Raw genomic sequence first — 13,163 nt, 5'->3', positions numbered from 1 at the left:
GAGGGTTAGGGTGAGGGGCTTTGTGACATGGTCGGCGCCGGGCATGCGCAAATCACGACTTCACGTAATTCGCCGAATTGTGCTTGTCCATCACAGCCTGGAACCGGCGGGCAAACGCATCGTCGGCAAGCTTCTTGCGGCGCTGGATATCCTGGGTGGAGAGCATGTTCTTCTCGTGCATTTCCAGGAGATCGCCGATGTGGCGCTGCGAGGCCGAGCCGATGCCGGCCATGGTTTCTTCGGCTGCCGTATCGACCTGACTGCCGAGCGTGTTGATCTTGTGGGCGACATCCTGCTGGGCCGCCGTCTTCAGCGAGTCTTCCAGCGCCTTGTAAAGCACGATGCGCTGTTCGGTATCGATGGTCAGCTTGTTGATCAGTGTGTTCTGCGCGGCGATCTGATTGTTCAGCGAATCGACAAAGGTCTGGAACATCGAGGTATAGCGCTCGTATGTCTGGCTCTCGGCCAGAAGTTCCTGTTCCTTCGCCTGCTTCTCGTTATATTCGGTCGCCAGAACCGAGCGCTCGCCTTCAAGCTGGGTGCGGGATATCTGGTCGGTGGAGGCGGCGATCTTGTTTTCGATGTCCATCAGCATCGGGTTCAGTTCCTCGATCCGCTTCTGGGTCTCCTGCAGGTTGGCCATCGTGCCCTTGCGGCGCTCGATCACCTGCAACAGGCTTGCCTCGGAGGTCTTGTAGCGCTGGTCAAGAACGCCCTTCTGTTCCTTCAGGATGCCGACGATCGTATCGGATTTGGCGAGCAGTTCCTGCAGATTGCCGGCAAGCGACATGTTGCGGACCCGATCGGTGCGCATGCGCTGGGCGCTCTGCTTGGAGAAGATGCCGATGAATTTCTCGTAGCCGGTATAGCTCTTCATGCTCTCGAATTCGGAACCGAAGGCGTTGGTGGCATCTTCCAGGCCGATGATCAGGTCGGCGATGTTGCCTTCCATCACCTTCTGCTGGTTGATGACGTCCTGGATGCGGGCATTCTCGATATCGAAATTCGCATCGCCCAGCTTGGTGTCGGATTTGGCAAACTGGTCGAGCACGACGGCCGACTGGTTCATCTTGCCGCGCATCTGTTCGACGATGCCGCGGGTTTTCTCGATCTCGCTCTCAAAATTCTGAAGTGTCGCCATCGTTTCTTCCCCCTGTTGCTCCGGTGCAGACGCGCCGCGCAGCTTAATTATTCAATCGTGACATCAGCTTATATAATGGGAGCGGCAAATTGAAGCACAAGTGCCCAACCACCAATTTTCGATCGCGCCGGCCTTCGACGACCACGCTGCCGGGCAAAGGTCCATCTATTTCGCAGCCACTGTCTTCAGATAGGCGATGACATCTTCGATGTCCTGCGGCTTCTTCAGGCCGGGAAAGGACATCTTCGTCCCGGGAACCAGCGCCCTCGGGCTGAGAAGATATTCCGAAAGCTCATCCTCGCTCCAGACCTTGCCGTCCTCGCCAAAGGTTTTCATCGCGCTTGAGTAGCTATAGCCCGCAAAGGTTGCGACCGGACGGCCAATGACGCCCATCAGGCTCGGACCAACCCGGTTCACCGGCTCGGATGCAGTATGACAAACGCCGCATTTCCTGAAGACCTGGGCGCCCGCCTCCGCATCGCCCGCGGCGTGTGCAAGGCCCGCTCCAAGACAGAGGACAAGGCTGAGTGAAACGAAACGCACAGACATGAAACGCAAAGACATGGGCAGCTTCCCCGAATATGGACAGGACAGCCACCATCATGGCATGGCGCGGCCACCCGGCGATAGTCCGCCTCAGGCCTCGTTCATGAGGTCTTCCCAGTGGCGGCGGCAGTAGACGACGTATTTCTCGTTGCCGCCGACCTCGACCTGGGCACCCTCGCGCACGACGTTGCCGGCGGCGTCCATCCGCGCCACCATTGTTGCCTTGCGGCCGCAATGGCAGATCGTGCGGACTTCCCGCATCTCGTCGGCAATGGCGAGAAGCGCCATCGAGCCGGGAAAGAGCTTTCCCTGGAAATCCGTGCGCAAGCCGTAGGCCATCACCGGAATGCCGATCCGGTCGGCGACCCGCGCCAGCTGCCAGACCTGATCTTCGCCGAGGAACTGCGCCTCGTCGACGAAGACGCAGGCAATCGGTTCTTCTGCATGCAGGCGCGCAACCAGGCAATAGAGGTCATCGGCATGGGCAAATGCGATGCCGTCGTCGCTCAGGCCGATGCGCGAGGACACCCGCCCCTTGCCCGCCCGGTCGTCAAAGGCCGCGATCAGGATCACCGTGCGCATGCCGCGTTCACGATAGTTGTACGACGCCTGCAGGAGCATGGTCGACTTTCCGGCGTTCATGGTGGCGTAGCTGAAATACAGTTTTGCCATGGCGTCCTCTTCTGTATGCTGTTGATTGTTCATGGACAGACCGGGCGAGGAAGGCCAGACCGCGAGCACAAAAGTCACAGAAAATCGACGGCAAACACCAGAACATGAGCAATGCGACATATCGCGTCGTTTTACGCGGGCGTGTCCGGCGAATGTCGCAATACACTTGGAGGCAACACCAGGGCGCTTGAATTGGCGGACATTTGGTGATTGGCTGAATCATAAAAGGCAGGGGAAGACGATGATGACCAGACTGACACTGAAATTCATGCTGAGTGCAGCGGTATCGCTGAGCGCACTGACATCCGCCTATGCGGCAGAGCCGGAAAGCTGTGGAACCGTCCGTTTCGCCGATGTCGGCTGGACGGATATCACCGCAACGACGGCGACGGTCGCGTCGATCCTGAAGGGTCTCGGATACGAGACCGATATCAAGGTTCTTTCCGTTCCGGTCACCTATCAGTCGCTGAAGAACAAGGACATCGACGTCTTCCTCGGCAACTGGATGCCGACCCAGGAAAATGACGTTCGCCCCTTCCTCAACGACAAGTCGGTCGAATCCTTCGGCCCGAACCTTGAGGGCGCCAAGTACACGCTGGCAACCAACGGCAAGGGTGCTGAACTCGGCATCAAGGACTTCAAGGACATCGCCGCGCATAAGGCCGAACTTGACGGCAAGATTTACGGCATCGAACCCGGCAATGACGGCAACCGCCTGATCATCGACATGGCGGACAAGGACACTTTCGGGCTCAAGGGCTTCGAGGTCGTCGAATCTTCCGAGCAGGGCATGCTCGCCCAGGTCGCCCGTGCTGAAAAAGACGGCACCCCGGTGGTCTTCCTCGGCTGGGAACCGCATCCGATGAACGCCAATTTCAAGCTGACCTATCTTTCCGGCGGCGATGATATCTTTGGCCCGAATTTCGGCGGCGCGACGGTCTTTACCAACGTGCGCGCAGGCTACATCACCGAATGCCCGAATGTCGGCAAGCTGATCACCAACCTGAAATTCACGCTTCCGATGGAAAACGAGATCATGGGCAAGATCCTCAATGACGGCAAGGATCCGGAAGCAGCTGCGAACGAATGGCTGAAGGCCAACCCGACGGCGATCGATCCCTGGCTTGCAGGCGTCACCACCAGGGATGGCAGTGACGGCCTGGCTGCAGTGAAGACCGCGCTCGGTCTTTGACCGGCATATGAAGGCGGGGCTCGGTCCCCGCCTTTTTTAGGCGCGTGTTGCGCGCTTCCGCTCCTATCATTGGCACCAAGAACCAGGCGATTTTCCGTGGAATGGCTAACCAATCCTGATCGACGCATACCCATCGGCGGCTGGGCGAAGAGTTTCTTCACCTGGCTGACCACCAATTTCACCGGCTTTTTCGACCAAGTCTCAGCGATCCTTGCGGGCGTCGTCAATGTGATCCTATGGGTGCTGCAGACGCCGCATCCGCTGATCGTGGTTGCGGTCGTCGCAGGGCTTTCCTACTGGTTTCGCCGCTCGGTCGGCATCACGCTGTTCACGCTGTTCGGCCTGCTGCTGATCATTAATCTTGGCTACTGGAAAGCGACCACAGAAACGCTGGCGCTGGTTCTGGCCGCCAGTTTCGTCTCGATGGCTGTCGGCATCCCGCTGGGGATCGCTGCCGCCCGGCGCGCCTGGGTCTATGCGGTGATGCGGCCGATCCTCGACCTGATGCAGACCATCCCGACTTTCGTCTACCTGATCCCTGCCCTTGTGCTGTTCGGGCTCGGCATGGTTCCCGGCCTGATCGCCACGGTGATCTTCGCCATCCCGGCGCCGATCCGGCTGACACGCCTCGGCATCATCTCGACCCCACCGTCGCTGGTCGAGGCGGCCGTCTCGTTCGGCGCGACGCCATCGCAGGTACTGCGCAAGATCGAGCTGCCGTTTGCCATGCCGCAGATCATGGCCGGCCTTACCCAGACCATCATGCTGTCGCTGTCGATGGTGGTCATCTCGGCGCTGGTCGGCGCGGCAGGTCTCGGCGTGCCGGTCGTGCGGGCTCTGAACACGGTGAACATCGCCATGGGCTTTGAATCCGGCCTCTGCATCGTCATTCTCGCGATCATTCTCGACCGCCTGTTCCGTTCGTCCGATGAAGGAGAAGGCGCATGACCGATGCAGTCGTTTTCAAGAATGTCGACATCATCTTCGGCAACAAGCCGGAGACGGCCATCGCCATGGTCGATCAGGGCAAGACCCGCGACGAGATCGGCGCTGCGACAGGGCTGGTGCTCGGTGTCGCCGATGCGTCGCTGACCATCACCGAGGGCGAAATTCTCGTGCTGATGGGGCTGTCGGGTTCGGGCAAGTCGACGCTTCTGCGCGCCGTCAACGGCCTGGCGCCGGTGGTGCGCGGCGAAGTGCAGGTCAAAACCCGGCACGGACTGATCAATCCCTACAAGACCAGCGCCAAGTCGTTGCGCGACTTCCGCATGCACGATGTCTCCATGGTGTTCCAGCAGTTCGCGCTTTTGCCCTGGCGCACGGTGGAAGACAATGTCGGCTTTGGACTGGAGCTTGCCGGCGTGGCGGATAAGGAACGCAAGGACCGCGTGGCCGAACAGCTGGAACTGGTGAACCTGACGAAATGGGCCGGCCGGCAGGTCAAGGAGCTTTCGGGCGGCATGCAGCAGCGCGTCGGCTTGGCGAGAGCCTTTGCCACCGGTGCGCCGATCCTCCTGATGGACGAGCCGTTCTCGGCACTCGACCCACTGATCCGGACGCGCTTGCAGGATGAATTGCTGGAATTCCAGCGCCGCCTGAAGAAGACGATCCTGTTCGTCAGCCATGACCTCGACGAAGCATTCCGCATCGGCAATCGCATCGCCATCATGGAAGGCGGCCGCATCATCCAGTGCGGCACGCCGCAGGACATCGTCAAGAATCCGGCCAACCAGTATGTCGCCGATTTCGTCCAGCACATGAACCCGATCACCATGCTGACGGCGATGGATGTCATGAGCCAGGGCCTCAACCGCAGCGACGGTCCTGCCGGCGTCTCGGCAACGGCCAAGCCGACAACGCCGCTGATCGACATCCTGGACGCGATGTCGCGCCAGCCGGGTAGCATCGGCGTCGTCGACAACGGCGCAATCGTCGGCACGATCAATGCGCAGAACGTCGTGGAAGGCCTGACGAGGCACCGCAACAGAAGTTGACTATTGTAATCAAGATAGCATTATGAAAAACGCCCGGACAGCAACGTCCGGGCGTTTTTGGCATTGATGAGACGAGGCGATCCGATGGCCGACAAACCTTCCGTCCTGCGCGAAACCGACGACGAGGCGCGCAAACTGGCCCGCGTGCTGCTGCGCTCGGCGCGCAGCGCTTCGATTGCGGTCGTCGAACCGGCAAGCGAAGGTTTCCCGTTCGTCAGCCGCGTGCTCACCGGCATCGATACCGACGGAACGCCGGTCATCCTGATCTCGGCATTATCGACCCACACGCAGGCTCTGTCTGCCGACCGCCGGTGCTCGCTGCTGACCGGGGAGATCGGCAAGGGGGATCCGCTCGCTCATGCGCGGCTGACCGTCCAGTGCGAGGCGGAAAGGGTAGACCGCGACAGCGCTGCCCATACGCGCATCCGCGACCGCTTCATCCGCCGCCATCCGAAAGCCCAGCTCTATGTCGATTTCCCCGATTTCGCCTTTTTCCGGCTGACACCGCTCAGGGCCAGCCTCAATGGCGGTTTCGGCCGCGCCTATGTGCTCTCGGGCGAGGATCTGATGATCCGCTCGCCGGCGATCGCCGATCTCGCCGCGAAGGAAGCCAGCGCGATCGAACATATGAACACCGGCCATTCCGATGCAGCCAGCAAATATGCAAACACCTATTGCAACGCCAAGGGCACCGGATGGCGAATCTGTGGCCTTGATGCCGGCGGGATAGATTTGGCCTCTGGCGACCAGTTGAAGCGGCTGGAATACGAGACACCCCTACAATTTGAGTGGGAGTTACGTGCAACACTTGTAAAACTTTACGGTTAATACCCCCGGTTATACCCCGAATTCTTGCCCTAGGCAGTTGTCCTTTTATTCATCACGTCTAATTATCTAGCAGTCACATTCACAACCAAGCGTGATGTGAAATTCGCATGGAGTACGGAATGCAAACGATCTCTCCTCAGAAACACGACAAGGCTGAAATAGCTGCGGAGTTTCTGTCGGCCATGGCCAATCCAAAGCGCCTGCTGATCCTCAGTTCACTCGTGAACCAGGAAATGGCAGTCGGCGCCTTGGCAACCCAGGTCGGCCTCAGCCAGTCTGCCCTGTCGCAACATCTCTCGAAACTGCGTGCCCAAAATCTCGTGACCACCCGTAGAGATGCCCAGACGATCTATTATTCAAGCTCTTCGGAAGCAGTTCTTAAAGTTCTGAAAACACTGACGGAAATCTACGGCGACGAATCCAGCGCGATTGAAAAGATCGCGCAGCGCCGTACCGCCTGATACCGATCGGGGCCGCTCGCCGGCCTCATCCCGTTTCGTCCGCAGGTTTGCAATCTGGAGGAGTTTACCTCCAGATTGTTGGCCGCGGCGATTGCTGTTTGACGTTTACGCGCCTTTGAGAGTTGGCGTGCAGTATCTGCGCCATGAACGCGACAGTCAAAGAACCGTCTCCACACCTCAAATGGGCTGTACTGGGGACCGATCCCATCGCAGCGGCCTTTGCCGACGATATCCGGCTGACGGACAACGCTGAGCTTGTTGCCATTTGCTCGCGAACACTTGAGGCGGCAACCGCCTTTTCGAAACGCTTCGGCGGGCTTCGGATCATTCCCACTATCGATGCCTTGGCCAACGATCCGCTGATCGACGCCGTCTATCTTGCGACGCCGAACACCGCCCATTTCGATCAAGCCCGGGTGCTGCTCAGCGCCGGAAAACCCGTTCTGATCGAAAAGCCGCTTGTAACGACGGCACTCCAGGCGCAGGCGCTTGCCGAGTTGTCTGAGCAGTCGCGAACCTTTGCGATGGAAGGCCTCTGGACCGTTTTCCTGCCAGCGATCAGCCGAATAGGGCAGCTTCTGGCCAGCAACACAATCGGCGCGATTACAGGTATCCGCGCCGAACTCGCCTATGAAAAGACCTTTGACGGCGATATCAGCTTTTTCTCGAAAGGCGGCGGTTCGCTGCTCGATCTGGGGGTTTACCCGATCGCGGTGGTGCTTGCGCTGTTCGGCTCGCCGCGGACGGGAACGGGGCGCTGGTCAGCTGCGCCAACGGGCGTCGATATGTCGGCGGATATCACGCTCGGCTATGACGGTTTCGAAGCAAAACTGTCCTGCGGCTTCGATCGCAACGGGGCCAACCGCTTCATCGTCGAAGGCGAAACCGGCAGCCTGGTGATCGATGCTCCGTTTCTGCGGGCAAGCCGGGTCATCCTGACCAGAAACCGGATTGTCCATCGTCTGGCGGTGCCGCCCGGCTCCGGCCGCCTGTCGCGCATCGCCGGAAAGATTGCCGACCGGCTGCCCCTGCCCGGCCTCACGGTCTACCGGCATGATTTTCCCGGCAATGGGCTGCAGTTCGAGATCGCGGCGGCGAGCCAAGCCATTCTTGAGGGAAAGCACCGGCAATCGCGGATGCCGCTTAGTGCCAGCACCGAGGCACTCGGCATCATCGAAAGCATCCGGGCACGGCCGCCGTCATAGTTCAGCTGGCGTATGATCCCGCTTGCCGGCGTTAAGCGCGAGCACGATATCCGTCAGGTGCAATGCGGTCTCGCCGGAAAAAGACGGCCGGGTACCAGTCTTGATCGCGTCCGCCTGCGCTGCAATCCCGCGGACAAAATCGATTTGCGACGGATAGGCCGGCAGGGCGCTCTTCCGCGCGGCCTGCGGGTAGGCCACCGGCCTGCCTGCTGTGAGGCGAAACGGAAATTTCCGCTGAAGCTGCCACTCGACGCGATCGATCAGCCGATGCAGAAGCGGCCGCCTGCTGCCGGCCAGTTCGACATGGATCGGAGAGCGATTGTCCCAGAGGTCGCGCACGACGATCGTGCCCTTGTCGCCGACGATCGTCAGCGACCGGTCTCTGGGCGCCGCCAGACCACTGGTCAAACGGGCGACGAGCCCCGACCGGAAGGTCAGGCAGCCAACGGAAAAGTCCGGTCCAAGGCTAAGGTTTTCGGTTCCCGGTCCCTTGTCGGGAAACGTCAGCGCGGAAAAAGCCGCGACGTTGGAGACCGGCCCGAACAGCGATACCAGCCAGCTTGTGGCATAGCCGGCATGCTCCAGCGTGCAGCCGATTTCGAATTCGTGGACAGCCGGCCATTTTGCCCCGGAGCGGCTGCGCCATTGCTGCCATTTATCGCGAAAGACCGGCCCGTCCTCCATCTCGGCATAGGCCAAGCGCGGCGTGCCGATGATGCCGGAGCCGAGGATATTGGCGCAGTGGCCACAGGCATCACTGAGCGCGTTGGCCGGCGCGCCCGCCAGGATCAGGCCTCGCCCGGTGGCAAGGGCCACCAGATCCCGCGCCTCCTCCACCGTCATTGCCAGCGGCTTCTCGCAATAGACATGCTTGTCCGCCGATAGCGCCGCGCGGTTGATCGCATGGTGACTTTCCGGCGGCGTCAGGTTGACGACGATGCCGATAGCCTCGTCCGCGAGCATCTCCGCCTGCGATGCATAGGCGCGAACCTTCCAGTAGTCACAGAACTGCTGCAGCCGCGCGGGATCGATCTCCCAGGCGCCAGCCAGTCGCAATTGCGGATGGTTGGCCAGTGTCGTCATGTAATAATCGGCGACGAAGCCCGTGCCGACAAAGGCAATGCCCATCCGGTCGCTCATCGCGCGTCCGCCAGGAAAGAGGCGATATAGACAAGCGGCGCATTCCAGTTGATCGTCATTTCGTTGGTGCCCCAGGCCATGATGTCGTCGATGTAGCAGGTCTGCGGCCGGCAGCCCTTGAGACGCGCACGCGCGACGTCGTCGACCAGCGTCGAATTCGGCCCGCCGGCCAGCGTCCCCGCAGGCGGATTGGGCAGTGCTCCGTCGGCCTGATGGGCATACCAGCGGCTATGCTGGTTATGGGCAAAGACGCTGCCATATCCGGTGACGTAGGACATGTTCATCGCGTTGCGCCCGAATATGTAGTCCATGCCTTCACGCACGCCGTTCAGAAACGGCAGTTCGCCGGTGAGGTCATAGCCGGCGGAAACGACGATCAGGTTTTGCAGAATAAGCTGGTTCGATCCCCAGTCGTAACGATTGTTGGCCGGCCGGTAGATGTGCCCGAACGGCTCCTTCGCCTGCAGGGCGAGGAAGCTCCTCGCGGCCGATACGACCGAGGTCATGACCATCGCCTTGTTGTCTTTCGCAAGTTTGTCGCCATAGAGCGCCAGATCAAGACGGCCGAGCCCCGCGACGCTGCGCCAATCGAAGGCGCCGGCGGCGGAAAAGACGGGCGCTGCCCAATGGGGCGAGGCTTTCAGCGCCTCAAGATAACGAGTTTCCCCCGTGGTGATGTAAAGCTCGGCCGCGGCCCAATAGGCTTCATCGGTGACATCATCGTCGCCATAGTCGCCGCCGCCTTGCAAACCATCCGAGCCCGGCGCGAAAAGAAGCGGATGCGCGGCGGCGGCAAGCCAAGCCTTTCTGCCGGCGGCGAGCAACCGCTGTGCAAAGTCCCGGTCATAAGGCGCAAACAGCCGGGCGCCTTGCGCGGCCACGGCAGCCAGGTTGAGGGTTGCCGCCGTCGATGGGCGATGCAGGGCGCGCAGGTACGGATCGAGATGCGGCAGCATCGGCACCTCGGTCCACTTCGTATCGTGAACCTTATGGTGGACCATGCCGGCCAGCGGCTGACCGTCCGGCACCATCATCTTCATCAGGAATTCGAGTTCCCAGCGCGCCTCGTCAAGGATATCGGGAATGCCATTGCCGTTTTCAGGGATGCGCGACAGGCTGTCGCTCAACACCGGGGATGCCCCATCGCTGTAAACCAGCCCGCGTTCGAACGTGCCGAGCAGCTGCGCCACGGCGATGCCGCCATTGACCACATATTTGCCCTGATCGCCGGCGTCGTACCATCCCCCCGAGACATCGAGGTTGTAGTTGCACGTCCAGTCCGTGCCATAAAGTTTGGCGGCCACTGTGCCGGTCAGGCAGGTCACCTTGGTATCGCCTTGGTTGGGGCTTTCCTGCACATGTCCGGCCGGTCTCGCATAGGCTTGGCCGGCGATATCGCCCTTGATCGCGATACCGCTGCGCTGCGGATAGAACCAGGACAGCGCATCGACGCGCAATTTTCCGTAGACGTCGTGGCCGACGGAAAACGGGAGGCTCTTCCTCTCGCCGACGACCAGCCGATAGCCCTCGCCGGCCGTCGCAAAGGCCGAAAAATCAGCAATCTGGGTGCGGGCGCCGACCGTGGGATCAAATCCGGCTGGTGTCGCCATTCCCGCGCCGACCGCCACACCGCCGGTGTCCTCCAGCCTGAACGGCAACGGATCCGCTGCATCCGACAGGATTGTCGCCCGCTTCGGTCCATCGAGAAAATAGCCGGCCTGATTGATCAATGGCGGCAGGGCATACATGTTTTTCGGCGCAGCCGGATCGATCTTCTCGGCCTTGGTTTCGCGTATCGCCACGTCATCCAGGCAAAACCGCCAGGGCTTTTTAGCCCCGCCCAACTGAAAGATGATCTGGGCCGGTTCTTTCCCGGTTGCCATGAAGACAGCCGAGAACTCCACCTTCCCGGCCTTGGTCTCGACATGGAAAGTGGCCTGTGGCGTCCACGGTTCGGCATTGCGCTGGATCGTGACCGGGACTTTGTGCGTGTCCCTGGCTTCGAGCGCCATGGTCAGGCGATAGGATGTGCCGGCATCAAACTGCAGATCGTTGACACCGAGCAACCGGTCCCAGGTGGTTCCGCCCGCCTCGACATCCGCGCATAACTGGCCGTGCTCGCGCGACAGCGAAACGCCGCGGGTCGCCCAAAAGCCGTCCCGGCCTGCCTCAAACGCACCGTCGGTAATCATGCCGGCCGCACCTGCCTGGGCCGGAAGACTGACGATAAGCGCAAGCACCGGGCCGGCTGCAAGTTTTGGCAAGGTCTTTATCCTGAGCCCGTGTTTCGGAACGCGGCGCCACTCTGCTGCAAACAGGTTAACCTTCGGAAAAGATTGGAGGCAAGCGTTGCTTCTCAACGTCTCCAGCCGCTCCGAATTTGACCTTTTACCGATCTGAAACCACGACGGCCGGTCTCAGGCAAAGACTTGACGCTAAAAGGCACCCTGATAGTTTGGCCGGCAGGTAAGGTTCCGTCGAAAACCTGCTGGATTTGGCCGCCAGAAATAAAAACGCCAGGGAGAACACGATGTCGAACCGCCTCAATGCCACGCCCAATGACCTGCGCGCCTTCTGGATGCCGTTTACGGCCAACCGGCAGTACAAGAAAGAACCGCGCATGTTCGTCAAGGCGAAGGACATGCATTACACGACCCATGACGGCCGCCAGGTGCTTGACGGCACGGCCGGTCTCTGGTGCGTCAATGCCGGACACTGCCGTCCACTGATCACCGAGGCCATTCGTGAACAGGCCGGCGAACTCGACTATGCACCGGCCTTCCAGCTCGGCCATCCGAAGGCTTTCGAACTGGCAAATCGCCTGATCGATATCGCGCCTGAGGGTATGGAGCATGTGCTCTACACCAATTCCGGTTCTGAATCGGTCGAGACGGCGCTGAAGGTGGCGCTTGCCTATCACAGGGTGAAGGGCCAGGGTTCGCGCACCCGCCTGATCGGCCGCGAGCGTGGTTATCACGGCGTCAATTTCGGCGGTATCTCGGTCGGCGGTATCGTCTCGAACCGCAAGATGTTCGGCACGCTCTTGTCCGGCGTCGACCACATGCCGCACACGCACCTGCCGGAAAAGAACGCCTTTACCAAGGGTGAGCCGGAACATGGCGGTGATATCGCATCCGAACTGGAGCGGATCGTCACGCTGCATGATGCCTCGACCATCGCCGCCGTCATCGTCGAGCCGGTCGCAGGCTCCACCGGCGTTCTGATCCCGCCGAAGGGCTATCTGCAGAAGCTGCGCGATATCTGCACCAAGCACGGCATCCTGTTGATCTTCGACGAAGTCATCACCGGCTATGGCCGCCTCGGCACGCCGTTCGCGGCGCAATATTTCGACGTCAAGCCGGACATGATCGTCACCGCCAAGGGCCTGACGAACGGCGTCATCCCGATGGGTGCCGTGTTTGTCACCGCCGAAATCCACGACGCGTTCATGAGCGGCCCGGAGCACATGATCGAGTTCTTCCACGGCTATACCTATTCCGGCAACCCGATCGCCTGTGCTGCAGCGCTGGGTACGCTCGACACCTATCGCGACGAAGGCCTTTTGACGCGCGGCGCAGAGCTTGCCTCCTACTGGGGCGATGCGCTGCATTCGCTGCGCGATTGCCCGCATGTGATCGACATCCGCAACATCGGCCTGATCGGTGCGATCGAACTGGCGCCGATTGCAGGCGAACCGACCAAGCGCGCCTTCTCGGCCTTCCTGAAGGCCTATGAAAACGGTTACCTGATCCGCACCACCGGCGACATCATCGCCCTTTCGCCACCGCTGATCATCACCAAGGCTCAGATCGACGAGCTGGTCGATGGCATTCGCAAGGTGCTGATCGCCAACGCGTAAACGAACAAGATTCGATCGTGAACATACCCAAACGGCGCCGAAACGGATGTTTCGGCGCCGTTTGGCATAATATTTGAATATTTATTTTGCACCTTGCCTAAAAAATCGCCTTGCGGAATCTTGGT

12 protein-coding genes are annotated in these 13,163 nt (G+C 60.5%); 7 read left to right on the top strand and 5 right to left on the bottom strand.

Features of this window, described 5'->3' with window-relative positions:
* Window positions 1-52: 52 nt before the first annotated feature.
* From AC1D17_RS01685 to AC1D17_RS01675, 3 genes are all read right to left on the bottom strand, one after another.
* Window positions 53-1,141 carry a hypothetical protein gene (locus tag AC1D17_RS01685; RefSeq protein ID WP_477563687.1) on the bottom strand — a complete coding sequence of 363 codons (1,089 nt, stop codon included), beginning with the start codon at window positions 1,139-1,141 and terminating at the stop codon, window positions 53-55.
* 165 nt (window positions 1,142-1,306) lie between these two features.
* Window positions 1,307-1,690 (bottom strand): c-type cytochrome, encoded by a 384-nt coding sequence (locus tag AC1D17_RS01680; RefSeq protein ID WP_477563857.1) that lies wholly within the window; start codon window positions 1,688-1,690, stop codon window positions 1,307-1,309.
* Window positions 1,691-1,777: 87 nt separating this feature from the next.
* Window positions 1,778-2,359 (bottom strand): thymidine kinase, encoded by a 582-nt coding sequence (locus AC1D17_RS01675; protein WP_477563686.1) that lies wholly within the window; start codon window positions 2,357-2,359, stop codon window positions 1,778-1,780.
* 241 nt (window positions 2,360-2,600) lie between these two features.
* Here AC1D17_RS01675 and AC1D17_RS01670 point away from each other — a divergent pair, with 241 nt between their 5' ends.
* From AC1D17_RS01670 to AC1D17_RS01645, 6 genes are all read left to right on the top strand, one after another.
* Window positions 2,601-3,551, top strand: a complete 951-nt coding sequence (locus tag AC1D17_RS01670) for a choline ABC transporter substrate-binding protein (RefSeq protein ID WP_477563685.1) — start codon at window positions 2,601-2,603, stop codon at window positions 3,549-3,551.
* A 96-nt stretch (window positions 3,552-3,647) separates the two neighbouring features.
* Window positions 3,648-4,499 (top strand): choline ABC transporter permease subunit, encoded by an 852-nt coding sequence (choW, locus tag AC1D17_RS01665; protein WP_477563684.1) that lies wholly within the window; start codon window positions 3,648-3,650, stop codon window positions 4,497-4,499.
* Window positions 4,496-5,545: a choline ABC transporter ATP-binding protein gene (gene choV / locus AC1D17_RS01660; RefSeq protein ID WP_477563683.1), complete on the top strand. Its 1,050-nt coding sequence runs from the start codon at window positions 4,496-4,498 to the stop codon at window positions 5,543-5,545. The genes choW and choV overlap by 4 nt, the downstream gene beginning before the upstream one ends.
* A gap of 84 nt (window positions 5,546-5,629) precedes the next feature.
* Window positions 5,630-6,373, top strand: a complete 744-nt coding sequence (locus AC1D17_RS01655) for a HugZ family pyridoxamine 5'-phosphate oxidase (RefSeq protein WP_477563682.1) — start codon at window positions 5,630-5,632, stop codon at window positions 6,371-6,373.
* A gap of 119 nt (window positions 6,374-6,492) precedes the next feature.
* Entirely contained in the window at window positions 6,493-6,834 is a 342-nt protein-coding gene (locus tag AC1D17_RS01650; protein ID WP_477563856.1) for an ArsR/SmtB family transcription factor, read from the top strand.
* Window positions 6,835-6,977: 143 nt separating this feature from the next.
* The gene (locus AC1D17_RS01645; RefSeq protein ID WP_477563681.1) at window positions 6,978-8,039 is read left to right on the top strand and encodes a Gfo/Idh/MocA family protein; all 1,062 of its coding nucleotides are present in this window, start codon (window positions 6,978-6,980) and stop codon (window positions 8,037-8,039) included.
* On the opposite strand, the gene AC1D17_RS01640 is transcribed toward AC1D17_RS01645, so the two are convergent.
* A complete protein-coding gene (locus AC1D17_RS01640; RefSeq protein WP_477563855.1) occupies window positions 8,034-9,167 on the bottom strand; it encodes a Gfo/Idh/MocA family protein in 1,134 nt (377 codons plus the stop codon). The two genes, AC1D17_RS01645 and AC1D17_RS01640, sit on opposite strands and share 6 nt — an antisense overlap.
* Window positions 9,168-9,175: 8 nt before the next feature.
* A complete protein-coding gene (locus tag AC1D17_RS01635; RefSeq protein ID WP_477563680.1) occupies window positions 9,176-11,443 on the bottom strand; it encodes a glycoside hydrolase family 9 protein in 2,268 nt (755 codons plus the stop codon).
* A gap of 266 nt (window positions 11,444-11,709) precedes the next feature.
* On the opposite strand from AC1D17_RS01635, the gene aptA reads away from it, so the two are divergent.
* On the top strand, window positions 11,710-13,038 hold the full coding sequence (gene aptA, locus AC1D17_RS01630; protein WP_477563679.1) for an omega-aminotransferase AptA: 1,329 nt from the start codon (window positions 11,710-11,712) through the stop codon (window positions 13,036-13,038).
* The last annotated feature ends 125 nt before the right edge of the window (window positions 13,039-13,163 follow it).

This window comes from Pararhizobium sp. P1_E7 (assembly GCF_056405855.1).
Note: the sequence above shows the minus strand (reverse complement) of the source record. Positions and strands in the feature narration are given on the sequence as shown.

Bases quoted from the DNA above. Each gene is read 5' to 3' on its own strand.
- AC1D17_RS01645 (WP_477563681.1), top strand. From the start codon at position 6,978: ATGAACGCGACAGTCAAAGAACCGTCTCCACACCTCAAATGGGCTGTA.
- AC1D17_RS01650 (WP_477563856.1), top strand. From the start codon at position 6,493: ATGCAAACGATCTCTCCTCAGAAACACGACAAGGCTGAAATAGCTGCG.
- choV (WP_477563683.1), top strand. From the start codon at position 4,496: ATGACCGATGCAGTCGTTTTCAAGAATGTCGACATCATCTTCGGCAAC.
- AC1D17_RS01655 (WP_477563682.1), top strand. From the start codon at position 5,630: ATGGCCGACAAACCTTCCGTCCTGCGCGAAACCGACGACGAGGCGCGC.
- AC1D17_RS01685 (WP_477563687.1), bottom strand. From the start codon at position 1,141: ATGGCGACACTTCAGAATTTTGAGAGCGAGATCGAGAAAACCCGCGGC.
- AC1D17_RS01675 (WP_477563686.1), bottom strand. From the start codon at position 2,359: ATGGCAAAACTGTATTTCAGCTACGCCACCATGAACGCCGGAAAGTCG.
- AC1D17_RS01640 (WP_477563855.1), bottom strand. From the start codon at position 9,167: ATGGGCATTGCCTTTGTCGGCACGGGCTTCGTCGCCGATTATTACATG.
- AC1D17_RS01680 (WP_477563857.1), bottom strand. From the start codon at position 1,690: ATGTCTGTGCGTTTCGTTTCACTCAGCCTTGTCCTCTGTCTTGGAGCG.
- AC1D17_RS01670 (WP_477563685.1), top strand. From the start codon at position 2,601: ATGATGACCAGACTGACACTGAAATTCATGCTGAGTGCAGCGGTATCG.
- aptA (WP_477563679.1), top strand. From the start codon at position 11,710: ATGTCGAACCGCCTCAATGCCACGCCCAATGACCTGCGCGCCTTCTGG.